Origin of the sequence: Mesorhizobium sp. M0816 (genome assembly GCF_040320005.1) — a bacterium.
Taxonomy (GTDB): domain Bacteria; phylum Pseudomonadota; class Alphaproteobacteria; order Rhizobiales; family Rhizobiaceae; genus Mesorhizobium.
The window spans coordinates 219,481-244,644 of record NZ_JAMYOT010000001.1 but is presented as its reverse complement, the minus strand read 5'-3'; the positions used below and the strand labels follow the sequence as shown (position 1 = coordinate 244,644).

Here is a 25,164-nt window from a genome sequence, read left to right as displayed (position 1 = left end):
ATTATTTAATGATCGACAAAGAATTGAGATTTGCAATCCGAAGTCAAGCGGATTATTTGTTGATCGACAAAAATTGGAGACCGCCATGGCAGGCAGGCCAAGGGAATTCGACCGCGACCAGGCGCTGGAGAAAGCCCGCGATGCTTTCTGGAGGCGCGGCTACGAGGGCACCTCGATGGCCGATCTCGTATCGGCGCTTGGTCTCGCATCGGCGCGCATCTATGCCGCCTTCGGCTCGAAGGAGGATCTGTTTCGCGAAGCGGTGGCGCTTTACGAGGCCAATGAGGGCGGCTTTGCCACGCGCGCGCTAGAGGAAGAACCAAATGTCCGGCGCGCCATCGAGCGCATGCTTCGCGACGCCGTCGAAATCTATACGCGGCCCGGGCGGCCGCAGGGCTGCATGGTGGTGACGGCCGCGACCAATTGCGCCGTCGAAAACGACGCCGTGCTGCAATGGCTGGCGGAGCATCGGCTGGCGCGTACCGCGTCGATCGTCGAGCGATTGAAAAAGGCCGTGCGCGATGGCGAATTGAAGCCGGATACCGATGCCGAGACGCTGGGTGACTATTACGCCACGCTGATGCACGGCCTTTCGGTCCAGGCACGCGACGGTGTGCCGAAAAAGCGGCTGCACGATCTTGTCACCGTCGCCATGCAGGCGCTCGACGCAAGCCTTTCGCAAGCGTCCTGAGTTTCTTCAGGGCCGTGACGCCGGTTTCCCATTGCCGGATTGTCGCAATGCGGTGGTGCGACCTCTTTCGGTATGATTTATTAATTGCTTGACCCGATTGTGAATTCGGGCCGGGTTGAAGCACGACCCCAAAAAGGCCATGCTTTATCTGTAAAGATCGAGTCTACGGCGATCCCGCTGACGCGGAGATGGCGTTTGGCTGAAAGGGATATGATGCGGCAAGGATATGCGCGCTGGCTGACGGGGCTGGCAATCGCGACGGGCATGGCGATCTCGGCTTTGCCGGCGCATGCCAAACAGACCGCCGAGCCGGTCAGGATCACATCCTTCTCGGGGGCCTATCTTGCCGCCAGGATCGCCGACGGCGACAACGACCTCGACAGTGCCATCTCCTATTACAAGCAGGCGCTTGCGTTCGATCCGAACGATACGGGACTGCAGCAGAGCCTGATGCTGTCGCTGATCGCGCAGGGGCGCTTCGACGAATCCCTGGTCTATGCCGACAAGCTCAAGGCGGTTCCCGACGTCGAGCGCTTCTCGCGCCTGGCGCTGGCCATCGATTCCTTCCACAAGAAGGATTTCTCCAAGGCCGAATACTGGCTCAAGCTGTCGCTCGAATCCGATCTCGACCGGCTGATCTCCGGCGTCATGACCGGCTGGGCCAAGCAGGGTGCGGGTGACGCCGGCGAGGCCATGGCTTCCATCGACAAGCTGCAAGGCCCCGACTGGTTCAGCCTGTTCAAGTCCTTCCACCGTGCCTTGATTGCCGACGCCTCCGGCCTGCCCGACAGGGCGGATGCGCTCTACACCGCCACCGTGCAGGACACGGCCGCCGGCGGTGCGGCCCCCGAAACATGGATGCGCAACGCGCAGGCCTACGCCTCTTTCCTCGCCCGCAAAGGCGACAAGGCCAAGGCGCTGTCGGTGCTCGACAAGGCCGAGGCGTTCGCCCCCGGCAAGGTCGAGATTGCGGCGCTTCGCGATAAGATCAACAAGGGCGAAAAGATCGAGCCCTTCGTTGCCGGTCCGTCGGACGGCGCCTCGGAAATCCTGCTCGATCTCGCCACCGCGCTCAACCGCGGCGGCGGCGAGCCGTTCGTGCGGCTTTATCTGCAATATGCCCTGGCGCTGCGGCCCGACAACGACGCGGCGCTCGTTCAGCTTGCCGCCGTTGCCGAGCAGTTGAAAGACGGCGAGGGCGCCATCGCGCTCTATCGCCGCATTCCCGCTGGCTCGCCGCTGAAGGAGCTTTCGGACCTGCAGCTTGGCCTCAACCTTGCCGATCTCGACCGCAACGACGAGGCGATCGCTCACCTCAAGGCCATCGTCGATGCGCATCCAGACGACATGCGCGCCTATCTGGCGCTCGGCGGCGTCTATTCCTCGAAGGAGGATTTCCGCTCCGCCGCCAATCTTTACGACAAGGCAGTCGAGGTGCTGAAGACGCCGACCGCCGCCAACTGGAACATTTTCTACCAGCGCGGCATCGCCTATGAGCGACTGAAGGAATGGCCGAAGGCCGAGCCGAATTTCCGCAAGGCGCTGGAGCTCTACCCCGACCAGCCGCAGGTTCTGAACTATCTCGGCTATTCCTGGGTCGACAAGAACATGAACCTCAAGGAAGGCCTCGCGATGATCCAGAAGGCCGTCGACCTGAGGCCGAGCGACGGCTACATCGTCGATTCGCTGGGCTGGGCCTATTACCGCCTTGGCCAGTTCGACGATGCGGTGCGCGAAATGGAACGCGCCGTTTCGTTGAAGCCGGAGGATCCGGTGCTCAACGATCACCTCGGCGACGTCTACTGGCGCGTCGGCCGCAAGCTGGAAGCCACCTTCCAGTGGAACCAGGCCCGCGACCTGAAGCCGGACCCGGACGTGCTTGCCGCCTTGCAGCAGAAATTGATGAAGGGCCTGCCGCCGATCGAATCCAACACGGCGCAGGAAACCCCGAACGTAAAGCCCGTGCCGGGGCCCGCGCCGAAGGGGTGACCCTTCTTTCCTTCTCCCCTTGTGGGAGAAGGTGGATTGGCGCGCAGCGCCAAGACGGTTGAGGGGTGCTGGACGGAGCACGTTGATGCCAAGCTGGAACACCCCTCATCCGACCGAGCTTCGCTCGGCCACCTTCTCCCACAAGGGGAGAAGGGAACACCTTCAAAGGCCTGACCCCCGCTGCCTTGACGCTTGCTGGCCAGGCATCTAGGACGTGCCGGCATCCCGCCGGAGGCCGCCGTGACCGTTGATATCCCTGCCCACATGCATCCCAGCCGCTCGTTCCAGGGGCTGATCCTGACCTTGCATAATTATTGGGCGGACTATGGCTGCGTCGTCCTCCAGCCTTACGACATGGAAGTCGGCGCCGGCACATTCCATCCGGCAACGACATTGCGCGCGCTCGGCCCAAAACGCTGGAACGCGGCCTATGTCCAGCCCTCGCGCCGCCCCAAGGACGGCCGCTATGGCGAGAACCCGAACCGGCTGCAGCACTATTACCAATACCAGGTGATCCTGAAGCCCAATCCGCCCAATCTGCAGGAGCTTTACCTCGGCTCGCTGGCCGCGATCGGCATCGATCCGCTGCTGCATGACATCCGCTTCGTCGAGGACGACTGGGAAAGCCCGACGCTGGGCGCCTGGGGGCTGGGCTGGGAGTGCTGGTGCGACGGCATGGAGGTGTCGCAGTTCACCTATTTCCAGCAGGTCTGCGGCATCGAATGCGCCCCGGTGGCGGGCGAGCTCACTTACGGGCTGGAACGGCTGGCCATGTATGTGCAGGGCGTCGACAATGTCTACGACCTCAACTTCAACGGCCGCGAAGGCGCCGACAAGGTGACCTATGGCGACGTCTTCCTGCAGGCCGAGCAGGAATATTCGCGCCACAATTTCGAATTTGCCAACACCGCGATGTTGCTGCGCCATTTCGAAGACGCCGAAGCCGAGTGCAAGGCGTTGCTACAAGCCGGCGCGCCCATCTTCCCCCTTGAGGGGGAGCCCGCGAAGCGGGCAGAGGGGGTCGCCTCAGAAGGCACCGCAGGTCAGGCGTCGAGCACTGCACGAGCGACCCCTCCCGGCCAGACCTTGTCTGGTCCCCTCAAGGGGGAGGGATTCCACCGCATGGTCTTCCCAGCCTACGACCAGTGCATCAAGGCCAGCCACGTCTTCAACCTGCTCGACGCACGCGGCGTCATTTCGGTCACCGAGCGCCAGAGTTACATCTTGCGGGTGCGCAATCTGGCCAAAGCCTGCGGCGAGGCGTTTCTGCTGACGCAGGCGGGCGGAATGGCGGCTTAGCTCCAGGCGATTTCGACAGGGGCGCTGATTGGCAACGTGCCTTGGCTGCTTGCACCGGCTATTGTCCGCAGCGCTTGCCTGACGCCGGGCATCGAGAACGTGCCATGCACCTGCGCTGTAAAACAGGCGCTGAGCGCAAGGATTTGCAGGAATGTCGATGCCGTTTTCATGCTCGTTCAGCCAATAGCTCTCTGCCTGAGCGTTGGTCGCTTCAGCGCTGCGTTCGGTTCATGGAAATCTTTGATCCAAGGACGGGCGGACCGGCGCGTGTCCGACAGGAGGCTGAATTTTTTCGGAACTCGCCGTTGGACGCCTTGATCGTGCTGGCCCGATCTTGCTGGGAAGGGTGACAGCAGCCGACCGAGTTGCTATGCCCCGCTTACCTCCGCCTCGATGGGGGAGGACGCCGCGAAGCGGCGGCTGTTTTTGTCGCGTGAGCTCTTTCAATGCCTGACCTGCTTCTAGAACTTCGTTCCGAGGAAATCCCCGCTCGCATGCAGCGCAAGGCGGCCGGCGACCTCCGAAAGCTTTTGACCGACGGCCTGGTCGAAGCCGGGCTGACCTATGAGGCGGCGCGCGAATATTGGACGCCGCGCCGGTTGACGCTCGACATTCGCGGCCTGACCGCGCGCTCGAAGGACATCAGCGAGGAGATCAAGGGGCCCTCGACCAAGGCGCCCGAGCCGGCGGTGCAAGGTTTTCTGCGCAAGGCCGGCCTTGCCTCGATTGCCGAGGCGCATGTTCATTCCGATCCGAAGAAGGGCGACTTCTATGTCGCCCATATTTCCAGGCCGGGCAGGCCGGCGGAGCAGATCATCGCCGAGCTGGTGCCGGGCATCATCCGCAACTTCCCCTGGCCGAAATCGATGCGCTGGGGGCCGGCTTCGGCCAAGCCCGGCTCGCTGCGCTGGGTGCGGCCGCTGCAATCGATCCTGTGCACCTTCGGCCCAGAAACCGAGGAGCCGGTGGTCGTCGATTTCGAGATCGACGGCATCCGCTCCGGCAATGTCACCTACGGCCACCGTTTCCATGCGCCGGGCGCCATCACGGTGCGCCGCTTCGACGATTATGTCGCCAAGCTGGAGGCGGCCAAGGTCGTGCTCGATGCCGACAGGCGCAAGGAGATCATTCTTGCCGATGCCAGGAACCTCGCCTTCGCCAGCGGGCTCGACCTTGTCGAGGACGACGGGCTGCTGGAAGAAGTGTCGGGCCTCGTCGAATGGCCGGTCGTGCTGATGGGCGAATTCGAGCAGGATTTTCTGGCCATTCCGGCCGAGGTGATCAGGCTCACCATCCGCGCCAACCAGAAGTGTTTTGTGACGACGCGCCAAATCTCCCCCCTCGAGGGGGAGATGTCGCCGAAGGCGACAGAGGGGGTCGCCTCGCGTGGATCGGCGGCATCCCCTGTCCGCGATAGGGAGTCGCGTCAGGTCGTGCCGACCCCCTCTGGCCTGCCGGCCATCTCCCCCTCAAGGGGGGAGATCAGCCAATCGCCGCTCTCCAACCGTTTCATCCTGACCGCCAACATCGAGGCCAAGGATGGCGGCAAGGAGATCGCCCATGGCAACGGCAAGGTGGTGCGTGCCCGCCTGTCCGACGCGCTCTATTTCTGGAAGACCGACCAGGGCGATCTGCCGGATCTCGACCAGCTCCAGGCATCGGCGCAAAAGTTCGGGCTTGATCTCAAAAAGCCGCTCGACCAGCGCATGGCCCGCCTCGACCACCTCGGCGTCACCTTCCACGCCAAGCTCGGCACGCAAGGCGAGCGGGTGGAGCGGATTGCCAGGTTGGCGGAAGAACTGGCGCCAATCGTGGCGCAGTCGATCTCCCCCCTCGAGGGGGAGATGGCCGGCAGGCCAGAGGGGGTCGCTTCGCGTGAATCGCCGGCATCCTCTGTCCGCGATAGGGCGTCGCGTCAGGACGTGCCGACCCCCTCTGTCGCCTTCGGCGACATCTCCCCCTCGAGGGGGGAGATTATCGCGCTGGCGCGTCGCGCTGCCGTGCTCGCCAAGGCCGACCTCACCACCGAGGTGGTCGGCGAATTCCCCGAGCTGCAAGGCCTCATGGGCCGCAAATATGCGCTGCTGCAGGGCGAGCATCCTTCGGTCGCCGCGGCGATCGAGGAGCACTACAAGCCGCAGGGCCCGTCCGATCGCGTGCCGACCGATCCGGTATCGGTCGCCGTGGCGCTTGCCGACAAGCTCGATACGCTGGTCGGGTTTTGGGCGATCGATGAAAAGCCAACCGGATCGAAGGACCCCTACGCGCTGAGAAGGGCGGCGCTGGGGGTAACGAGGATACTGATTGAGAACGGGATTAGGTTGTCCCTGAAATCTGTGGCCAATATCGCGTCCAAAGATATTGCAGATCACATACGCGATCCCAAACTCGACCGACAGTTCGAAATTGCTGCGGAGCTAGAGCAGCAACTCGGGGGAGATTCGCTTACCGATCTCGTCATCGAACGCGATTCCGCAATCTCAAACAACACCTTTGAGCGTTCCGGAGAAAGGCAGCAGCAAGAGATCAACAACCTCCTCGCCTTCTTCCACGACCGCCTGAAAGTCTATCTCCGCGATCAGGGCGCGCGGCATGACCTGATCGACGCGGTGCTGGCGGCGGGCTCGCGCCCGATCTCCCCCCTTGAGGGGGAGATGTCGGCGCAGCCGACAGAGGGGGGCGCTGTCCCGCCGGCCTCTCATTCTGTCGCGCCCCCCTCTGCCCTACCGGGCATCTCCCCCTCAAGGGGGGAGATTGGCCAGAACGACGATCTCCTGCAGATCGTCCGCCGCGTCGAAGCACTCGGCTCCTTCCTCGACACCGAGGACGGCAAGAACCTGCTTGCCGGCACCAAGCGCGCGGCCAACATCGTGGCTGCCGAAGAGAAGAAGGCGACAGCGATCGCAAGCAGCGTTGAGCCGGCTCTGTTCCGGGAGGACGCCGAAAAAACCTTGTTCGCGGCGGTGAATCAGGCTGAGAGGCAAGCCGGCGAAGCAATTCAAAACGAAGACTTTTCCGCCGCCATGCTGGCGCTTAGTGTGTTGCGCGAGCCGGTTGATTCATTCTTTGAGAAAGTCCTCGTAAACGATGAGGACCAGGCGGTGCGCGCCAATCGCCTGGCGTTGCTCGCCCGCATCCGCGCGGCGACCGACCGGGTCGCGGATTTCTCCAAGATAGCCGGCTGACATCCGCGAAAAAAAGCGCTCTCGCGCGGCCCTGGCTTCCGGAGCTGCTTCAGGCGCTATTTGGGCTGGTCGGGAGCTGCTAGCGGCGCAGGCTGCTGCGCAGCTGGTTCAGGGGTTTTGCTGGCGACCTTTGGATCGGCCTTGCTGTCCGCGGCGGGCGCGGCAGCGGTGGCCGGCGCGGCTTTGGGCGCGGGCGTTGCAAAGGCATCGCCGACGATACCGCCGCGAATGATCATCGGGCTTCCGGCGAAGCCATGGTTCGGCTGGCTCGGGATCGCCGCGACCTTTTCATCGGTGACGTTTTCATTGACGTCAGGCAACTTCTCGCCGAGCGCGACGATCGACGGTGTTTTCGCCCGCTCGAGCGCGCCGGCACCTACCACCGACGGCGTCGCCGTCGTTTGCCCGAGAAAAACCAGCGACGAGGCCTGTGCCGTGCCGGCCATAAACGCCAAACCAAGCGCTCCAAGGATACGCATCGAAAGCATGATAATTCCCCTTGCCCAACGAGACGGCACCCTAGCCAAGGGCAGTTGATGCCGGCTTGCGGGGAAACATAGCATTTTAACGATTTGCGATTCGCCAATGCCTGGGCTTGCTCGCCCGGCGTCAGCGTATTAGGCACCCGCATCCGTGAGGTGACGACAGTGGCTGAAATTCGTGCCGTCGGCGAGGCGATGGAAAGGGCGTTGACGCTGCTCGAGAGCGGCGATGTCGTCGCCATCCCGACCGAGACCGTTTATGGGCTGGCCGGCGACGCGACCAATGGCGTTGCCGTGGCTCGTATCTTCGAAGCCAAGGGCCGACCTCGCTTCAACCCGCTGATCGCCCATATAGCCGATCCGGCTATGGCCGAGCGCATCGCGCTGTTCGACCCGCTGTCGGAAAGATTGGCGCAGGCATTCTGGCCGGGGCCGCTGACGTTGGTGCTGCCGCAACGGCCCGGCAACGGCATTCATCCGCTGGTCACCGCCGGCCTGGAAACGATCGCGCTGCGCATGCCGAAAGGCTTTGGCGGCGAGCTGATCGCCAGGTTCGGCCGCGCGCTGGCGGCGCCAAGCGCCAATTCCTCGGGCAGGATCAGCGCCACGACGGCCGAGGCCGTGGCCGCCGATCTCGGTCCCCGGATCAAGCTTGTGGTCGATGGCGGCGCGACGCCGGTCGGGCTGGAATCGACCATTGTCAAGGTCGAAGCTGGAAAGCTGCGGCTGCTGCGGCCGGGCGGCATTGCCGCCGAAGAGATCGAAGCGGTGGCCGGGTCAAAGTTGCTGCGCGGCGCTTCGGTCATCGAGGCACCTGGCATGCTTGCCTCGCACTATGCGCCAGGTGCGGCGGTGCGGCTCAATGCTGCGGAGGTCGCACCGGGCGAAGCCTTGCTGGCCTTCGGCCGCCGCCGTGCCGAAGGCTGGCGCGACGCAGCCGCCCTGCGCAATTTGTCGGAGACCGGCGACCTGCGCGAGGCGGCAAGCAATCTCTTCGCTCATCTGCAGGATCTCGATAGCAGTCGCGCCAAAACCATCGCCGTCGAGCCGATCCCGTTCGACGGGCTGGGCGAGGCGATCAATGACCGGCTTTCGCGCGCCGCCGCCCCACGTGACAAGATCGCCCCGCGTGACAAGATGGATTGAGCACCATAGTTTCCACCCATGAACGACATTTCCCCCGATCTCGACCCCGCCGTCGTCGCCCGCTTTGCGGCAATCGTCGGCGACAAATATGCGCTGCGCGATCAGCGGGACATCGCACCGTACCTCACCGAGCGGCGCGGACTTTGGCACGGCAGGACGGCTTTGGTGCTGAGGCCGGGGACCGTCGAGGAGGTCAGCAGCATCATGCGGCTGGCGACCGAAACCGGCACGCCCATCGTGCCGCAAAGCGGCAACACCGGGCTGGTCGGCGCCCAGGTGCCGGACGCATCCGGCCGCGAGATCGTGCTGTCGCTGTCGCGGCTGAACCGCATCCGCGAAATCGATACGCTGTCCAACACGGTGACGGTCGAAACCGGCGTCATCCTGCAGACGCTGCAGGAAGCGGCCGATGCCGCCGACCGGCTGTTTCCGCTGTCGCTTGCCGCGCAAGGCTCCTGCCAGATCGGCGGCAATCTCTCGTCCAACGCCGGCGGCACCGGCGTGCTTGCCTACGGCAATGCGCGCGAGCTCTGCCTCGGCGTCGAAGTGGTGCTGCCGACCGGTGAAGTGTTCGACGATCTGCGCAAGCTGAAAAAGGACAATACCGGCTACGATCTGAAGAACCTGTTCGTCGGCGCCGAGGGTACGCTCGGCATCATCACCGCCGCCGTGCTCAAGCTGTTCCCCAAGCCCAAGGGGCGCGAGGTGGCGTTTGCCGGCCTGTCATCGCCGGAGGCGGCACTGTCGCTGTTCAGCCTGGCGATGGATCGTGCAGGGGCAGCGCTCACCGCCTTCGAGCTGATCGGCCAGAGGCCCTACGACTTCACGCTTGCCCACGCACAAGGCGTGGTGCGGCCGCTGGCCGGCGATTGGCCGTGGTATGTGCTGATGCAGATATCGTCGGGCCGTTCGGCCGACGATGCCAGGGCCCTGATCGAGGAGGTGCTTTCGGCAGGCCTCGAGCAAGGGATCGTCGGCGATGCGGTAATCGCGGCAAGCATTGCCCAGGGCGATGCGTTCTGGAATTTCCGCGAGGTGCTGCCCGAGGCGCAGAAGCCGGAAGGTGCCTCGATCAAGCACGACATCTCGGTGCCGGTGGCGTCAATCCCGCCCTTCATTGAAAAGGCCGCCGGCGCCGTGCAATCGGTCAGTCCCGGCGCGCGCGTCGTCTGCTTCGGCCACATGGGCGACGGCAATCTGCACTATAACATCTCCCGGCCGGTCGACGGCGATGACGAGGCGTTTCTCGGCCTTTACCACGTCATGAACAAGGCCGTGCACGACGTCGTGCGCGCGTTTCATGGCTCGATCTCAGCCGAGCACGGCATCGGCCAGTTGAAGCGGGACGAATTGATCGCGACGGCGCCGCCGATGGCGATCGAGCTGATGCGCAGGGTGAAGGCCGCGTTCGACCCGGCCGGCATCATGAATCCGGGTAAGGTTATCTGATCCTTTCGCCGGCCTGCGCCGGTTCGCATTCCGATAACCATCTGCCCCGGATCAGCAAAATTTAACCGACTTTCTTAAGCGCGAGGATAAGAAGCCCGCGCTAATGTTTCTCCACAAACGAGGCTGGGAAAACCGGCCCGGAGAACCGGAAACACCGGCTCTCAGGAGAAACAGGAAAGGCACGATATGAACACTGGACTGAAGCCAGTCTGGGCCGGCCGCAATATGCGTCTCGACCCATTCCGCCTGCCGCAGGTGGTGAGCTACGCCACGCGCGACGACTATGGCGACGTCACCTTCACCATCGACCAGCGCGGCGCGGTTATCCGCCGCACGCTGGAGATGAGCGGCGTGCCGGCGATCATCGCTCTGCCCGCCAACGCGTTTCGCGGCGTCGCCGCCCGCGCCATGGAGGATCCGGATGGCAATGTCACAGTGACGCTTGAGCTTCTGCACAATGACCCGATGCTGTCGGTGCCGCTGCTGGTGGCCGACGATCTCGACGATGTCGCCGCTGACTGGCGCGCCTGGGCCGATGCCTACCGCCTGCCGATGCTGCTGATCGAGGCCGACGGCATTGCCCGCACGCTCGAAGAATCGCTCGGCGCTGCTATCAAGGCGCTGCCGGCGCAGGAGCGCCGCAAGGGTCGCGTCTCGACCATGCGCCGCCCGCGCTTCCTCGCCCGCCGCCGCGCCGGCGATCTCGGCCTCAGGCTGGTCATCGGCGGCGAGGAGCTCATTTCGCGGGAATAGCATGGGCTTGGCGGGCTTGCGCCGCCCTTCTTTCCTTCTCCCCTTGTGGGAGAAGGTGGCCGAGCGAAGCTCGGTCGGATGAGGGGTGTTCCAGGGAACGCCAACGCCTCATTTCTTCCAACACCCCTCAACCGTCTTGGCGCTACGCGCCAATCCACCTTCTCCCACAAGGGGAGAAGGGAACAGGCCGCTAAACCAGCGGCTTCAGCGCCACCCAAACCGCGCCGCCGATCAGGCCGAGGAAGATCAGCCAGCCGACCTGGTTGTTCGATCTGAACAGCCTCAGGCACTGGTCCGGATCGTCGATGTCGAGCACGGCGATCTGCCGTGCCATATGCGCGCCGGCGGCGATCAGCCCGGCGAGTGCAGGCACCGGTGCCTGTGCCGAGGCGAAAGCAATGGCGAAGCAGACCAGCGCTCCGCCATAAAGTCCGGCCAGCCAGGCTTTGGTGTTGTCGCCGAACAGGCGCGCCGTCGAGCGCACACCGACGATGGCGTCGTCTTCCTTGTCCTGATGCGCATAGATCGTGTCGTAGCCGATCACCCACAGGATCGAGCCGATATAGAGCATGATTGCCGGCCCATCGAGATCGCCGAACTCGACCGCCCATCCCATCAGCGCTCCCCAGGAAAAGGCAAGGCCGAGAACGAGTTGCGGCCAATTGGTGTACCGCTTCATGAATGGGTAGACGGCGACGATGCCCAGCGAGCCGATGCCGAGCGAGATGGCGAAGCTGTTGAACTGCAAAAGCACGGCAAGGCCGCCCAGTGCCTGCACGACAACAAACATCCAGGCCTGCCGGCGCGTGACCTTGCCGGCCGGCAGCGGCCGCGAGCGCGTGCGTTCCACCTGGTTGTCGATGTCCTCGTCGACCAGGTCATTGTAGGTGCAGCCGGCACCGCGCATGGCGAACGCGCCAAGAAAAAACAGCAGCAGATACCAAGGCGACGGCAGCAGCGAGAGCAGCGGATCCGCCGGACGCGGATAGGCGCTCGCGGCAAGGGCAGCCGACCACCAGCATGGCCACAGCAGCAATTGCCAGCCGATCGGCCGGTCCCACCGGGCAAGCTGCGCATAGGGCCACAACCCCCGCGGCAGCACGCGATAGACCCAGTGGCCGCTCGGCGCATCGGCGACGCGGCCCTGGGCCGCTTTCGACTGGACGGTTTCCATTTTGCTGGAGTGGCAGCAGAGGCGAATGCCGTCAAGCGTCAAGCAGCCCCCGCACGCTCGCCACGCGCAATCGGCGCTTCGGCAGCCAAATGTCTTGACCCGTCGCGCGCGGCGCAATAGCGCAGTCCTGGTCTTGGAATGACGAGGAATCTGGGCATGCGTGTTTTGCTGATCGGCTCCGGCGGACGAGAGCATGCGCTGGCCTGGAAGATCGCGGCGTCGCCGCTGCTGACCAAACTCTACGCGGCGCCCGGCAATCCGGGCATCGGCCACGAAGCCGAACTGGTGAGGGTCGATATTGCGGATCACGCAGCGGTGGTCCGGTTTTGCCGCGAGAATGAAATAGACCTCGTCGTGGTCGGGCCGGAAGGGCCGCTGGTCGCCGGCATTGCCAACGACCTGCGGGCCGAGGGCATCCGCGTCTTCGGCCCGTCAAAAGCGGCGGCACGGCTGGAAGGATCAAAGGGTTTCACCAAGGATCTCTGCGCCAGATACGGCATCCCGACCGCCGCCTATGGCCGCTTCGGCGATCTGGCTTCGGCCAAGGCCTATGTCGAGAAGACGGGTGCGCCGATCGTCATCAAGGCCGACGGCCTCGCTGCCGGCAAGGGCGTCACCGTCGCCATGACGCTTGACCAGGCGCTGGCCGCGCTCGAGGCCTGTTTCGACGGCTCCTTCGGCCAGGCCGGGGCGGAAGTGGTGGTCGAGGAGTTTCTCGTCGGTGAAGAAGCAAGTTTCTTCTGCCTGTGCGACGGCACCACCGCGCTGCCCTTCGGTACCGCGCAGGACCATAAGCGCCTCAGTGACGGCGACACCGGCCCGAACACCGGCGGCATGGGCGCCTATTCGCCGGCCCCGGTGATGACGCCGGAGATGATCGACCGAACCATGCGCGAGATCGTCGAGCCGACCATGCGCGGCATGGCTGAAACAGGCGCGCCGTTTTCCGGCGTGCTGTTCGCCGGGCTGATGATCACTGACAGCGGGCCGAAGCTGATCGAATACAACACCCGTTTCGGCGACCCGGAATGCCAGGTGCTGATGCTGCGGCTGAAGGACGATCTGCTCGTCCTGCTCAACGCAGCCGCCGACGGCCAGCTGGCGCATACTTCGGTGCGCTGGCGCGACGAGGCGGCGCTCACCGTGGTGATGGCAGCCAGGGGCTATCCCGGCACGCCGGAAAAGGGCTCGGTCATCCGCGGCGTCGAGGCAGCGGCAGGCGACGGCGTCGAGATCTTTCACGCCGGCACCGCCATCAACGGCGGCGCACTCGTCGCCAATGGCGGTCGCGTGCTCAACATCACGGCGACCGGCCGCACCGTCGGCGAGGCGCAGAAGAAGGCCTACGCCGCGCTAGACCGGATCGACTGGCCGCAAGGCTTTTGCCGCCGCGACATTGGCTGGCTGGCGGTGGCGCGCGAGCAGGCGAACTGATGCTTCGGGCGGGCCTTCGGCCTCAGCGCAAGCCGTGATCGAATTCGGTCGAGACGCTGCTGACCGCATCGGCGGTGGAGACAAATCCTGGCACCGATGCCGCACGCTTTTCGTTTCGCGTCCAGGCGACATATTCGGCAATCCCGCGCGGAAGGCCCGGCGCCGCTTTCGCCGCAGGCATTTGAAAGCCGCTGCTGAACCTGGCTAGGCGCGCCCTGAATACCGCGACCATCTCCTCGAAGCTTGCTGGCGTCACGCTAGCGTAAGCGATGGTGCCGCCGGCGAGCCCGGCTTCGCGTGAGAGCGGCACCGGTATCGAGGTGAGATAATCCGGCTGCACGTCGATCAGGCCGCCGAACGGCCACTGCGCGCGCAATTCCGTGGCGTTCATCGGCGCGACGCTGACGTCGATATCGTTGGGTGTGCCCGCGACCCTGTAAGGGCAGCGGAACCGGCCGCAATTTGCTCGCGCCGAAAACTGCCAGAGCGCATAACCCTGCCAGTTGCCCATCGGAAAATGCACGTCGATGTCGGGCTTGTAGCGCGCATACCACAGCGGCAGCCGCGACAGCAGCTGGTATTTGTATCTGTTGTCGGCGATGTGCCGGGCGGTCGTTCCATTGGTGTAGAGCACCGGAAAGCGGCCGAGCCGCCGATGCACCTGGCGGACGAATTCTTCGGCGTCGTTCAGCGACATCCACTGCGCCGGGTCGTCGTCCTCGATGTCGAGGGCAAGCAGGTCGTCCGGCCCGGGTTCGGCGAACTCGATGAAATGATTGGCCTGGCCGACCGGGTTGCCGGGGCGGGCGAGGTGATAGGCGCCCCATTTCAAGCCAAGCGCCTTGGCCACAACCTTGCGCGTCTGGAACAGCTCACGCGCCACCGCATGGCGCTTCCAAAGCGTCTTGCACAGCCGCGTCTCGGTCTCGTCGCCGAAACAGAAATAGGGTGGCGGCATTCCGTCGGATGCCTTGTTGATGAAGCCGACAAGACGCTTGTCGGTGGCAAGCCTGGTCCAGTCGATGGAATTGTATTCGTAGGCGTCGACGACCAGCGCCCTGTCGGCATCCTTCCACGGTTCGGAGAAATCCGAGGCCTTTGCCGGCGTCAGCATCAGGGTCATTGCGGCCGCGACAAGGAGAAGCGCTGAGCGGACAAGGGGGCGCGCCGGCGTTTTCAAACAGCAGATCCTTGCTGGCCAAAGCCAAATCCTGAACCGCCATGGTTAAGGAAATGCTTCGGGTGCCGAGTGGGCGAGTTGGAGCGCTGGCGAAGCGATCCTTGGTGCTCCTCAAGAGCAAAGCGATGGTTGCGATTGTCAGCCAAATAGCTTCAACGCTGTTGCTATGGGCAGGAACAGTGATGCCGGGCGGCTCTGAAACGAGGTGAAGCCATGCCTGCGATAATACGCGACCGCCTGGTCATCCTTGGCGTCGACAATCAACGCGAAGGCTGCTGGGGCAGCGCTGACGCTACGTCGTAGCGCATCCACGATCAGCGCCGACCCGACCCGCCGCCGCTGGTATCCGGCATCGACGGCCAGCCTGCCGACCAATATCGCGGGCAGAACCGGGTAGCGTGGCAGATGTTTTGTCTGTTCGTCAGGCAAGGACGCGATCGGTATGCTCGGCCGCCAAAGTGTAATATCCGGCGATCGCGCCGCCATCGCGATCCACGGCAACGAAGCAATTGCCGACTCGGCGTTTGACATCCTGGCTGGCTTGCTCCCGAATGTAGCGGTCGAGCGCCGGTACCCCGCAGCTGAACGCCTTGCGATCATGCGATCCGCCGAGCGGTTCGATAATGACGGCGAAAGTCACCGGGTTTCGACGACCAGCCGTTTGTGGGCGTCGGCAGCCTTGCGCAGTGCCTCATTAGGCTCGGGCGGATTGAGAATCGCCTCCATCATGGCGCGCTGATCTTCGACGGAGATACGCATGATGGTGGTGTTCTCGATAGTACGCTGCGCCGCCTCTTGAGCGGCGGCGACCACGAAGTCGCTGACGCTGCGGCCCTGGATTTCGGCGGCACGTTTCACCACGTCCAGCATATCCGGCGAAATACGGGCTTCGAGACGGGCGGTGCGGGTCTGTTGGTTTGGCATTATCGTCACCCCTGATGCTGCCTTGTACGGGAACTAGCCGTACAAATCAAGTGCGTCGTCCGGCTCTAAGTAATTTTGCATACGAGCCAGCAATTGCAAAATCCGCGTGACAAAGTTTGACGTTTACGTAAAAAGAAGATGGACAGGGAACTCCGAAAGCAGATGATTTTGCATCGGCACAGGTCTTAAGTAGACCTGCCAGACTGGGGAGGGCCAGACTGGGGAGGGCCGGGCTGAGGAGGAGCGAACGCCATGTATCGGGCACCGGTCGAGGAGATCGCCTTCACCCTGAAGCATGTCGCCGGCTTGAAGCCGGCGCTCGATGCCGACACCTTTGGCGAACTCGGTGAGGACCTCGTCGACGCCATTCTGGCCGAGGCCGGCCGCTTCGCCAGCGAGGAGGTGGCGCCGCTCTACACGGTCGGCGACCAGCACGGCGCGGTGCTCAACGGCGCTGCCGTCATTACCCCGCCCGGCTGGAAGGAACTTTATCGCCGCTGGATCGGCGGCGGCTGGAATGCGCTGTCCGCGCCGGAAGCGTATGGCGGCCAGGCGCTGCCGGCCATGCTCGGCGTCGCCGCGCTCGAAATGTGGAACTCCGCCTCGATGGCGTTCGGCATCGCCCCGACGCTGACCATGGCCGCGGTCGAAGCACTCGACAAGCATGGCTCGAAGGCACTCAAGGTCAAATATCTGGAAAAACTGGTCTCCGGCGAATGGATGGGCACCATGAACCTGACCGAGCCGCAGGCAGGCTCGGACCTGAATGCCTTGCGAACCCGCGCCGAACCGGCCGGCGACGGCACCTACCGCATCTTCGGGCAAAAGATATTCATCACCTATGGCGAGCACGATTTCACCGACAACATCATCCATCTGGTGCTGGCGCGGCTGCCGGACGCGCCGGTCGGCACGCGCGGCCTGTCTTTGTTCCTGGTGCCGAAATTCCTCGTCGGAGACGATGGCGCGCTGGGCAGGCGCAACGACGTCTTCTGCTCCGGGCTGGAGCACAAACTGGGCATCCACGCTTCGCCGACCTGCACCATGATCTATGGCGATGGCTTCGAAGGCAGCAGGCCCGGCGCGATCGGCTGGCTGGTCGGCGAGGAGAACAAGGGCCTCGCCTGCATGTTCACCATGATGAACAATGCGCGCCTTGCCGTCGGCATGCAGGGCGTCGCGGTCGCCGAGGCGGCGACGCAGAAGGCGCTCGCCTATGCAAACGACCGCCGGCAAGGCAAAGCGGCGAGCTATCGCGGTGCCGGCATGGCGCCGATCGTGCATCACCCCGACATCCAGCGCAGTCTTCTGACCATGAAGGCGCTGACCCAGATTGCCCGTGCCATCTGCTATTCCTGCGCCCACGCCATCGATCTCGCGTCACAGAGCGAAGATGCAAAGCACTGGCAGGAGCGCGCCAATCTGTTGACGCCGCTGGCCAAGGCCTTTTCGACCGATGTCGGCGTCGAGGTCGCCTCGCTTGGGCTGCAGGTGCATGGCGGCATGGGGTTCATCGAGGAGACAGGCGCCGCAGCACTTTATCGCGACGCGCGCATCGCGCCCATTTACGAAGGCACCAATGGCATCCAGGCGATCGATCTGGTGACGCGCAAGCTGCCGCTCGGCGGCGGCCGGCATGTGCATGGCTACATCGCCGAACTCAAGGCCGTCGCCGATGCGGTGCGAGCGTCGAACCTTGAAGGCTTCGGCCGCACCGCCGATCGCCTCGACCAGGCGCTCGACGACCTGTCACAGGCGAGCCGATTCCTGCAAGACCTGCAAGCCGAAGGCCGATCGGACGAGGCGCTGGCCGGCGCCACACCCTATCTCAGGCTGATCTCGCTTGCCGCAGGCGGCGCCTATCTGGCGCGCGGCGCGCTTGCCGACCAAAACCGCATCGCGCTTTGCCGGTTCTTCGCCGAGAACCTGCTTGGCGAAGTGGGCGCGCTGAAGGAGCGCGTCGTCGGCGGCGCCGACAGCCTTGCCGTTGCCGGCAAGGCGCTGATTTCAGCCTGACGTTCGCAACGCCCGAAATTCACCAAGGCCCGAAATTCACAAAGGACCAATCCGTGACAGACCACATCCTCGTCGAACGCCAGGGTGCCATCCAGATCATCCGCATGAACCGTCCGGACAAGAAGAACGCCCTGACCCGCGCCATGTACGCGACGATGTCGGCGGCTCTTGCCGGCGGCGACGCCGATCCGGCGATCCGCGTCCATGTCTTTCTCGGCGTGCCCGGTGCCTTCTCGTCCGGTAACGACCTTGCCGATTTCATGGTCGTCGCCTCGGGCGGCGAAAGCGGTACCGAAGTCTGGGATTTCCTGATGGCGCTGGCCAAAGCGGAGAAGCCGATGGTTTCCGGCGTCGACGGCATTGCGGTCGGTATCGGCACCACGCTCAACCTGCATTGCGACCTGACCTTCGCCACGCCGCGCACAATATTCCGGACGCCCTTCGTCGATCTCGGCCTTGTGCCGGAGGCCGGTTCGAGCCTGCTCGCGCCGCAGATCCTCGGCCGCCAAGGCGCCTTCGCGCTGCTTGGCCTCGGCGAGGGCTTTTCGGCCGAGAGGGCGAAGGCCGCCGGGCTGATCTACGAGGTGGTCGAGGAGAGGGAACTCGAAGCATCGGTATTGGCGGCGGCGGGCCAGATCGCCGCCAAGCCGCCGCAAGCGCTGAAGATCGCGCGCGACCTGATGCGCGGCTCGCGCGACGCCCTTGTCGAGCGCATCGGCCAGGAAAGCCAGCATTTCCGCGAGCGGCTCAAATCCGACGAGGCCCGCGCAGCCTTGACGGCCTTCATGACCAGGAAGAAGGCCTAGACCTTCTGGCCTTGTCTCGCACCGTGGACCCGCCGGCAGCAACCGGCGGGTTTTCTTGCCATGATCTCTTTGTCACATCGCCATTTTTTTACATTCGGCCTGGGCCTTTGGCGAAGACGTGTCGATCATGAATGTCTTGCCTTTGGCGTCGGTCATCAACATCATGCAATGCTTGATCGGTTTCGCCATTTTCATCATTTCGGCGCTCATCTTCGCGTCGGGCATCATGGTGCCCATATGCCCATCGGGCATGATCGCCATGACCTCCCCACCCTTCATCACCGTCATTGTCCCCATCGCGTCCTCCGCAAAGGCTTGCGAAGCGAAAAGGCAGGCAAGACCGGCCATCGTGACCAACCTGAGTGAATGCATTGCTTCCTCCTGAATTTGCGCCAGCGGCGCGTTGAGCCCTTCCCTGGTTCGTTCCGGCAAGCTGGAACGTTTCACGCACACGAGATCGTGATAGTGGGAATTGGAAATCCGGCAGAAGCGGCCCGGCCTTGGCCGCCTTCATGACCAGGAAGAAGGGCTGAAAAAATGGGCGCCGGTGCGGAAGCTGCCGATGTCCCCCTTGTGGGGGAGATCGGCGCTCCACCGTCGTGCCCTACGGATAAAGCCTCACCTTGTCCCAACCGCCCTCGGCGTTGCGCGAAAACACCACACGGTCGTGCAGCCGGAACGGACGGTCGTGCCAGAACTCGATGGTCTGCGGCACGATGCGGAAGCCTGACCAGTGTTTTGGCCGCGGGATCTCGCCGATCGCATGGCGCGCCGTATATTCGGCGACCGCCTTTTCCAGCGCGAAGCGGCTCTCCAGCGGCCGCGACTGTTTGGAGGCCCAGGCGCCGATCCGGCTGCCGCGCGGACGCGTCGCGTAATAGGCGTCGGCTTCGGCGTCGGTGACGATCTCCACCGGGCCGCGCGCTCGCACCTGCCGGCGCAGCGATTTCCAGTGGAAGCACATCGCCGCTTTCATGCTGCCAAGAATCTCACGGCCCTTGGCGCTCTCGAAGTTCGTGTAGAAGACAAAGCCGCCCTCGTCGAAGCCCTTAAGCAGCACCATACGGACATTCGGCATGCCTTCGGCATCAACGGTCGCCAGCGCCACGCTGTTGGGGTCGTTGATCTCGCTCTTCGTCGCGTCGTCGAGCCACGCCGCAAAGAGCCGGAACGGCTCCGCCGCCTCGGTAAAGTCACCGCTTGTTAACCCGGTTTCGCTCATAGTTTTCCCAAATTTGTCGCCGGCTGGGGAGATTGCCGATTGTCGCGTATCGCGCAAGCTTTTGACAGTGGGCAATGGAGCGTTATCGCTTCGGCCAGCGCCAAAGCCATGATCGTGACAATCATCCTGCCGCTTGCCGCCTGTGGCGGCGGCGGCTTCAGCCTGGAGCAGGCGGAGGTCGACCGCTCGATACTGACCTCGAGCACGCCGGCCTCAGTCATGTCGCTCGATCAAGACCGCGCCTCCGATCAGGCCACGATCCGCAACGCCGTGTCCTCCGCTGACGTCGAGCAACTGGCTGGGCAGGCCGTTCGCTGGGCGAATGCCGACACCGGCTCGCGCGGCTCCATCACCGAGCTGGCGGAATTCAGGGCTAACGGCGAGACATGTCGTCGCTTCACCGCATCGCGCGAAAGCTTCGACGGCGTCGCGCTGTTCAAAGGCGAAATATGCCTGGCCGGCGGCAGCATCTGGCGCATACAGGACTTCAAGGCGCTCTGATTTTCCGCCGGCAACATGGTGGTAAGCCACTGGAATTCCTTCCTATGCGAGCGCATATAGGAGGCGATTATGGACTCACTCCTTCTCCAGGGCAGTAAGCATGCGCGACCCCTATGAGGTGCTGGGCGTTGCCAAGAACGCATCGGCCAAGGACATAAAATCCGCATACCGGAAGCTCGCCAAGAAGTATCATCCGGACCAGAATCCGGATGATCCCAAGGCGAAGGACCGTTTTGCCGCCGCCAACCAGGCTTACGAGATCGTCGGCGACGAGAAGAACCGGGCGGCATTCGATCGCGGCGAGATCGACGCCGACGGCAAACAGCGTTTCCAGGGTTTCGAAGGCGCGGCCGGCGGCGCCGATCCTTTCGCCGGTTTCCGCCGGCAGCAAGGGCCGGGCGGCGCGCATTTCGAATTCCGCACGGGCCGTCCCGGCGGCGATCCGTTCGACGGCAACAGCGACATCTTCAGCCAGATCTTCGGCGATGCTTTCAGCCAGCAGCGCGGCGCCGGCACCGGCGGCCGCCGTCAGGCCCCGACCGCCGCCGATCTCAACGTGACGCTGGACGTCACCATCGAGGAGGCCGCCACCGCGGAGAAGGTGACGGCGATGTTCCCCGACGGCCGCAAGATGGCGGTCAAGTTGCCGGCCTATGTCGAGGACGGCCAGACCATCCGGTTGAAAGGCCAGGGTGAGCAAGGACCGGGGCAGCCGGGCGATGCGCTGGTTAAAATCCGTTTCCGCCGGCACCCGCGCTACCGCGTCGAGGGCCGCGACCTGCATGTCGACCTGCCGGTGGAACTGGCCGATGCGGTGCATGGCGCCAAGGTGGCGGTCGAAACCCCGACCGGCAGGATTGCGGTCAACGTCCCCCCTTGGTCGAGCTCGGACAAGGTTCTGCGGCTGAAGGGCAGGGGCCTACCGGAAAAGGCCGGCGGTCACGGCGACCTCTACGCACACGTGCGGCTGATGCTACCGGAAGGCGGCGACGCCGAGCTCGAGGCGCTGATGCGCCGTAGAAAGGGCTGACGGTCGAAAAGGCTGGCGCTTAATGCCGTGTGTGTAAAGCGGGCACTCCGGGGTGGGCATGCCCGCGACCATCCGGATCACAATGGAAAGGGAACCTCGTTGATGGCCTGGGAAACTGATGGCTTCAAACCTAGGCGCACAGGAACATCATAGAGCCTGCCGCCGCCCAACCGGGGCTTGGTAGGACGAAGTCCAGGTACAAACACTCGTGCAACAGGCGATTCGGCGTTGTGCGTCAGGTTGACCGCGAAGATCTCAAGTTCCTGCTCGTGGCAGATGTCGAGGCAATAGTTCCAATCCAGTCGCAACTCGGCCGACGAGGCCTGAACTGCTGAATTGCCGGAAAGGTGAGGAAGGCGATGAATGTTCTCGTCCATGTGCCACCGATAGAGGTGCAGCGCGCCGGGGGTGAAGGCCGCCGTGCCGGACGTATCGGCGTTCCGTTTGAGCAGGGTAAGGTTCGCCTCACATTCTGCAAGTTCCCCCACCGCGCGCCGGGCCGCCTCCGACATGGATCGTCCGGCCGCGAATCCGAACGCAATCGCGTCACCGCCCACGTGATGAGAAATTGCAGCGACAATGGGGATGGGCAGGTCAAGCGTCAGGAGCAGAAGCCGCAATTCGCGGTTCTGCGTCAGCAGCCAATCGGCGTACTGGGACGCCAGTCCATCCGACAGCGAAGTCAGGTCTATCCGAGGCAGAACCAGCCGATTGTACCACCATATGGCTGTTGCATCGCGCTCCACGACTTCGCAGAAGCCGCGCACGACCGCGTCCTCTATGCTCGATCCCCTCGCAAGACCATTGGAGTCCGCCGGGGGCAGACCTGATGACTCATCGTTGGGATACCCGAGAAAGCACAATCCCGCAGGCACCCAGGCCTCGCTCGTGCTGAAGCGCGGATCGCTCCGGATCCAGTCCAGCGGCTGCGACCTGCGCCAGCGGATCGGGACCGCGCGGCTATCATCGACGTTTTTGTTCCAATGCAGCCGCTCGCAATACTGCGCATCACTGAAAAGTGTGAGTGCAGGCGGCTCGATCACGCGCCCGCGCAATTCGCCGGCGCGGGCGCGTGAGAGTCGCTCATGAGGGATCATCTGGGCGAAATAGGTTTCATCGGCCTCATACCCGCAGGCGGTTGCCGCCTCCTGGGTGGTGTTGCCCCACCCTGACACAAAACGAGAAGGTCTGGCCCCTCGGACGGGGCCGACCGCGACCGTGATCGGGCATCTGAGCGTGGGATCGGTGATCACGATGGGGCCGTAAACCAGGCTTGACCCGCCGGCCCCTGCCTCGGACGCCCGCCGCTCCGGCATTATGGACCCTTCACCCAAGCACGGCCCTCACATGTTCAATCCTCTACAGTATCGGCACCAATTGCTCATTCGCACGCTGACACGCACTGGAGTATGATGCAAACTCCTGCGAGACGCTTTGATATCGTCAAGCCGACGTCGAACATAATATAACCCGCCGAGGGAGAGAATGAACGCGGGCGACAGCAATCTTCAGCGACGTCTGACGGCTATCCTGGCTGCTGACATGGTCGGTTACTCGTCGCTGATGGCCCGCGACGAAGAGCGCACCTTCGCGCTCGTCAAACATCTCATGCAGGACGAAATAGAGCCTAGGATCACGCAGCACCGGGGACGGGTTGTGAGAACGACCGGAGACGGGATGCTCGCCGAGTTTCCAAGCGCTTTCGGAGCCGTGCAGTCAGCAGTGGAAGTCCAGGAACTGCTTGTCGGCCAGTCTTCGGGGAAGGCCAGCCAGGAAATTTTTCTCCGGATTGGGATCAACTTCGGTGATATTATTGTCGATACCGATGGCGATGTGTTTGGAGATACCGTCAACATAGCCGCGCGCCTGGAACAGTTCGCCAGCCCGGGCGGTATCTGCCTTTCCGGAAAGGTACACGACGAAGTTCGCGACAAATTTAATCTTCCGTTTGAATATTGCGGCGAACAGCATCTCAAGAACATTCCACGCCCGATTCCCGTATACTCGTTGTTCCAAAAGCCCAAAGGGCTGCCACCTGCATCGACTGCGCAGGTGGCTGGTCCGAGCAAGCCCTCCATCCTCGTTCGCCCGTTCAAGAGCGCGGGCGACGTCCAACCCTATTTCAGTGGCGGCTTCACCGAAGACATCGTCACGGAACTGACGCGCTTTACTCAGCTTACGGTTGCGTCCCATTATACGTCGACGCGGCTCAAGGATGTGGACCTGGTCGCGGATAACGGCGTGGATTTCGTCATCGAAGGCGGGATCCGCCGCATGGGCCGGCGAATGCGCATTACATGCGAGCTGGTCGACGCAACCTCGGGTGAGTGCTTGTGGGCCGAGCGCTACGACGGGGACGAGCAGGACATCTTCGATGTCCAGGACGAACTGATCGGGAAGATCGTCGGGACCGTTATCGGCCGTCTTACGGCCGCAGGCGCCGAGAAGGCGCGGCGTAAACCACCTGCCAATCTCGCGGCCTATGAGTGCGTGCTCCGGGGCAATGCCCTGCCCCTGGGCGACATCGCGGCCGAAATGGAGGCTCGACAGTGGTATCAGCGAGCGATCGAGCTCGATCCATCCTACGGGCGCGCGTACGCCAAGCTCGCCCACTATAAGCAGCTTGAATGGTTTCGCGACATGGGGCCGTCGGATGCGGTGCTTGCCGAGGCTTATGACATCGCCAAAAAAGCGGTGGCGCTTTCCCCCAATGATCCAGTCTGCCTGAACATACTGGGCTGGGTGCTCCTCCACCGTCGTGATTTCGACGTCGCATCTCAGCTATACACACGCGCGCTCGAACTCAATCCGCACGATCCCGAGCAGGTCTCCTATCAAGGGACTTATCAAACATTTGCCGGCGAGCCCCAAAGTGCCTTGGACTGGTTCGAACGGGCGCGAGTGCTCGATCCCCTGTACGAGCCTTCATGGTATTGGCCGTTCCGCGGTGTTGCCCATTTCATTGCCCACCGTCCGGATAAGGCAGTTGTCGATCTTGGCCGCTCGTCCACCATGCCGACCTGGGTTAAGGTCTATCTGGCTGCAGCGAACGCCCTGCTTGGCCGAAGCCAAGAGGCGAAGAGCTACACGTTTCTGGTTCTGCGTGGCGCACCGGAGTTCTCCGGGCGGCGGTTCGCCACCAAGGAACCTTACAAGCTGGACGGAGACCGTAGCACGCTGCTCAACGGCATGCGGGAAGCGGGATTGCCCGAGTAGGGACTGGCGACTACCTGCAGCCGAAGAGCACGGCCGTGGCGAGCTCGTCATGGTAGTGCCTGCCCTGGGCGTATTTGTGGTAGTCGTGGAGATAATCGATCAGATCGCTGCGGGTCAGGACCCCCCTCGGCACCTGGGGCACCACCACATTGATCAAGTTCGGTTCGTCCACGTGAACTTCGACAGACACTCCCGTTTCCACGATGTCTTCCAGCACCATTTTGAGATCACGCTTCAGGTCCGCATAGGCGGCAGCATCCGGGATTGCGTCGCCCCCGTCGAGAGGGTCATCCTCGTATTTTGTGGGCTGCCCATTCAGATCTTCTATCGTCAGTGTCTGCGAATGTGGCGCTGTACCGGCGGCGGCGGTCCGGACCCTGATGTTGCCGATGGCACGGCCTGCTTCCGGCCGAAGTCTGATAGTATCACCGACGGCGAAAATCTGCCGATCAATGGTAATTGTTAGGGGATATGTTGAATCCATGGACAAGATACGTGACGAGGCCGGCAAAAGCTTGAGCCAGACCCCTACGATCGCTGCGCCGATCTCTTGGACTTGCCGACCTGGCTTCAATTCTGCCCTGGGCATCGCCGAGGCTCCCCTCCGAGGTCAATGCAAATAGCCTAAACGCATTTTGCATCTGTCGCAAGCAATGCGCAGGCGGCA

At 63.4% G+C, this 25,164-nt stretch carries 22 protein-coding genes; 13 read left to right on the top strand and 9 right to left on the bottom strand.

Annotated features, from left to right (window positions below):
- The first annotated feature begins 85 nt into the window (after positions 1 to 85).
- From NKI17_RS01170 to NKI17_RS01155, 4 genes are all read left to right on the top strand, one after another.
- The gene (locus NKI17_RS01170; protein ID WP_352905280.1) at positions 86 to 691 is read left to right on the top strand and encodes a TetR/AcrR family transcriptional regulator; all 606 of its coding nucleotides are present in this window, start codon (positions 86 to 88) and stop codon (positions 689 to 691) included.
- Positions 692 to 904: 213 nt separating this feature from the next.
- Positions 905 to 2,680: a tetratricopeptide repeat protein gene (locus NKI17_RS01165; RefSeq protein ID WP_352743552.1), complete on the top strand. Its 1,776-nt coding sequence runs from the start codon at positions 905 to 907 to the stop codon at positions 2,678 to 2,680.
- A gap of 264 nt (positions 2,681 to 2,944) precedes the next feature.
- Complete coding sequence (locus NKI17_RS01160) at positions 2,945 to 3,979, top strand: glycine--tRNA ligase subunit alpha (RefSeq protein WP_352743712.1); 1,035 nt, start codon at positions 2,945 to 2,947, stop codon at positions 3,977 to 3,979.
- 446 nt (positions 3,980 to 4,425) lie between these two features.
- A complete protein-coding gene (locus tag NKI17_RS01155; RefSeq protein WP_352905278.1) occupies positions 4,426 to 7,164 on the top strand; it encodes a glycine--tRNA ligase subunit beta in 2,739 nt (912 codons plus the stop codon).
- 56 nt (positions 7,165 to 7,220) lie between these two features.
- On the opposite strand, the gene NKI17_RS01150 is transcribed toward NKI17_RS01155, so the two are convergent.
- Entirely contained in the window at positions 7,221 to 7,610 is a 390-nt protein-coding gene (locus tag NKI17_RS01150) for a hypothetical protein (protein WP_352905277.1), read from the bottom strand.
- A gap of 201 nt (positions 7,611 to 7,811) precedes the next feature.
- Here NKI17_RS01150 and NKI17_RS01145 point away from each other — a divergent pair, with 201 nt between their 5' ends.
- The 3 genes from NKI17_RS01145 (at position 7,812) to NKI17_RS01135 (ending at position 10,994) form a co-directional block, all read left to right on the top strand.
- The gene (locus tag NKI17_RS01145; protein WP_352905276.1) at positions 7,812 to 8,792 is read left to right on the top strand and encodes an L-threonylcarbamoyladenylate synthase; all 981 of its coding nucleotides are present in this window, start codon (positions 7,812 to 7,814) and stop codon (positions 8,790 to 8,792) included.
- An 18-nt stretch (positions 8,793 to 8,810) separates the two neighbouring features.
- Positions 8,811 to 10,241, top strand: a complete 1,431-nt coding sequence (locus NKI17_RS01140) for an FAD-binding oxidoreductase (RefSeq protein ID WP_352905275.1) — start codon at positions 8,811 to 8,813, stop codon at positions 10,239 to 10,241.
- A 186-nt stretch (positions 10,242 to 10,427) separates the two neighbouring features.
- Complete coding sequence (locus NKI17_RS01135) at positions 10,428 to 10,994, top strand: DUF6101 family protein (protein WP_352571410.1); 567 nt, start codon at positions 10,428 to 10,430, stop codon at positions 10,992 to 10,994.
- A gap of 190 nt (positions 10,995 to 11,184) precedes the next feature.
- Here the strand turns inward: NKI17_RS01135 and ubiA are convergent, their stop codons facing one another.
- Positions 11,185 to 12,168, bottom strand: a complete 984-nt coding sequence (gene ubiA, locus NKI17_RS01130; protein ID WP_352571409.1) for a 4-hydroxybenzoate octaprenyltransferase — start codon at positions 12,166 to 12,168, stop codon at positions 11,185 to 11,187.
- Between the two features lie 156 nt (positions 12,169 to 12,324).
- On the opposite strand from ubiA, the gene purD reads away from it, so the two are divergent.
- Complete coding sequence (purD, locus tag NKI17_RS01125) at positions 12,325 to 13,602, top strand: phosphoribosylamine--glycine ligase (RefSeq protein WP_352571408.1); 1,278 nt, start codon at positions 12,325 to 12,327, stop codon at positions 13,600 to 13,602.
- A 22-nt stretch (positions 13,603 to 13,624) separates the two neighbouring features.
- Here purD and NKI17_RS01120 read toward each other — a convergent pair whose 3' ends face one another.
- The 3 genes from NKI17_RS01120 to NKI17_RS01110 all read right to left on the bottom strand — a co-directional run bounded on the left by NKI17_RS01120 (position 13,625) and on the right by NKI17_RS01110 (position 15,706).
- Positions 13,625 to 14,725, bottom strand: a complete 1,101-nt coding sequence (locus NKI17_RS01120; protein WP_352571407.1) for a glycoside hydrolase family 25 protein — start codon at positions 14,723 to 14,725, stop codon at positions 13,625 to 13,627.
- A 195-nt stretch (positions 14,726 to 14,920) separates the two neighbouring features.
- Entirely contained in the window at positions 14,921 to 15,313 is a 393-nt protein-coding gene (locus tag NKI17_RS01115; RefSeq protein WP_352905274.1) for a GNAT family N-acetyltransferase, read from the bottom strand.
- 105 nt (positions 15,314 to 15,418) lie between these two features.
- Positions 15,419 to 15,706, bottom strand: a complete 288-nt coding sequence (locus NKI17_RS01110) for a type II toxin-antitoxin system TacA family antitoxin (protein ID WP_352463862.1) — start codon at positions 15,704 to 15,706, stop codon at positions 15,419 to 15,421.
- A gap of 252 nt (positions 15,707 to 15,958) precedes the next feature.
- Between NKI17_RS01110 and NKI17_RS01105 the strand changes: the two genes are divergently transcribed.
- Positions 15,959 to 17,722, top strand: a complete 1,764-nt coding sequence (locus tag NKI17_RS01105; RefSeq protein WP_352700346.1) for an acyl-CoA dehydrogenase family protein — start codon at positions 15,959 to 15,961, stop codon at positions 17,720 to 17,722.
- Between the two features lie 53 nt (positions 17,723 to 17,775).
- A complete protein-coding gene (locus tag NKI17_RS01100) occupies positions 17,776 to 18,528 on the top strand; it encodes a crotonase/enoyl-CoA hydratase family protein (RefSeq protein WP_352571404.1) in 753 nt (250 codons plus the stop codon).
- Positions 18,529 to 18,600: 72 nt separating this feature from the next.
- Here NKI17_RS01100 and NKI17_RS01095 read toward each other — a convergent pair whose 3' ends face one another.
- Both NKI17_RS01095 and pdxH read right to left on the bottom strand, forming a co-directional pair.
- On the bottom strand, positions 18,601 to 18,876 hold the full coding sequence (locus tag NKI17_RS01095; RefSeq protein WP_352571403.1) for a hypothetical protein: 276 nt from the start codon (positions 18,874 to 18,876) through the stop codon (positions 18,601 to 18,603).
- A gap of 256 nt (positions 18,877 to 19,132) precedes the next feature.
- A complete protein-coding gene (gene pdxH, locus NKI17_RS01090; protein WP_352449910.1) occupies positions 19,133 to 19,750 on the bottom strand; it encodes a pyridoxamine 5'-phosphate oxidase in 618 nt (205 codons plus the stop codon).
- Between the two features lie 39 nt (positions 19,751 to 19,789).
- On the opposite strand from pdxH, the gene NKI17_RS01085 reads away from it, so the two are divergent.
- Positions 19,790 to 20,251 carry an RT0821/Lpp0805 family surface protein gene (locus NKI17_RS01085; protein ID WP_352700347.1) on the top strand — a complete coding sequence of 154 codons (462 nt, stop codon included), beginning with the start codon at positions 19,790 to 19,792 and terminating at the stop codon, positions 20,249 to 20,251.
- Between the two features lie 100 nt (positions 20,252 to 20,351).
- Entirely contained in the window at positions 20,352 to 21,281 is a 930-nt protein-coding gene (locus tag NKI17_RS01080; RefSeq protein ID WP_023674103.1) for a DnaJ C-terminal domain-containing protein, read from the top strand.
- A gap of 77 nt (positions 21,282 to 21,358) precedes the next feature.
- Here the strand turns inward: NKI17_RS01080 and NKI17_RS01075 are convergent, their stop codons facing one another.
- Positions 21,359 to 22,597: a YcaO-like family protein gene (locus NKI17_RS01075; protein WP_023674104.1), complete on the bottom strand. Its 1,239-nt coding sequence runs from the start codon at positions 22,595 to 22,597 to the stop codon at positions 21,359 to 21,361.
- Between the two features lie 169 nt (positions 22,598 to 22,766).
- Here NKI17_RS01075 and NKI17_RS01070 point away from each other — a divergent pair, with 169 nt between their 5' ends.
- Positions 22,767 to 24,497, top strand: coding sequence for an adenylate/guanylate cyclase domain-containing protein (locus NKI17_RS01070; RefSeq protein ID WP_352905273.1), 1,731 nt, complete (start codon positions 22,767 to 22,769; stop codon positions 24,495 to 24,497).
- A gap of 10 nt (positions 24,498 to 24,507) precedes the next feature.
- Here NKI17_RS01070 and NKI17_RS01065 read toward each other — a convergent pair whose 3' ends face one another.
- Complete coding sequence (locus NKI17_RS01065; protein ID WP_352456873.1) at positions 24,508 to 25,086, bottom strand: hypothetical protein; 579 nt, start codon at positions 25,084 to 25,086, stop codon at positions 24,508 to 24,510.
- Between the last annotated feature and the right edge of the window lie 78 nt (positions 25,087 to 25,164).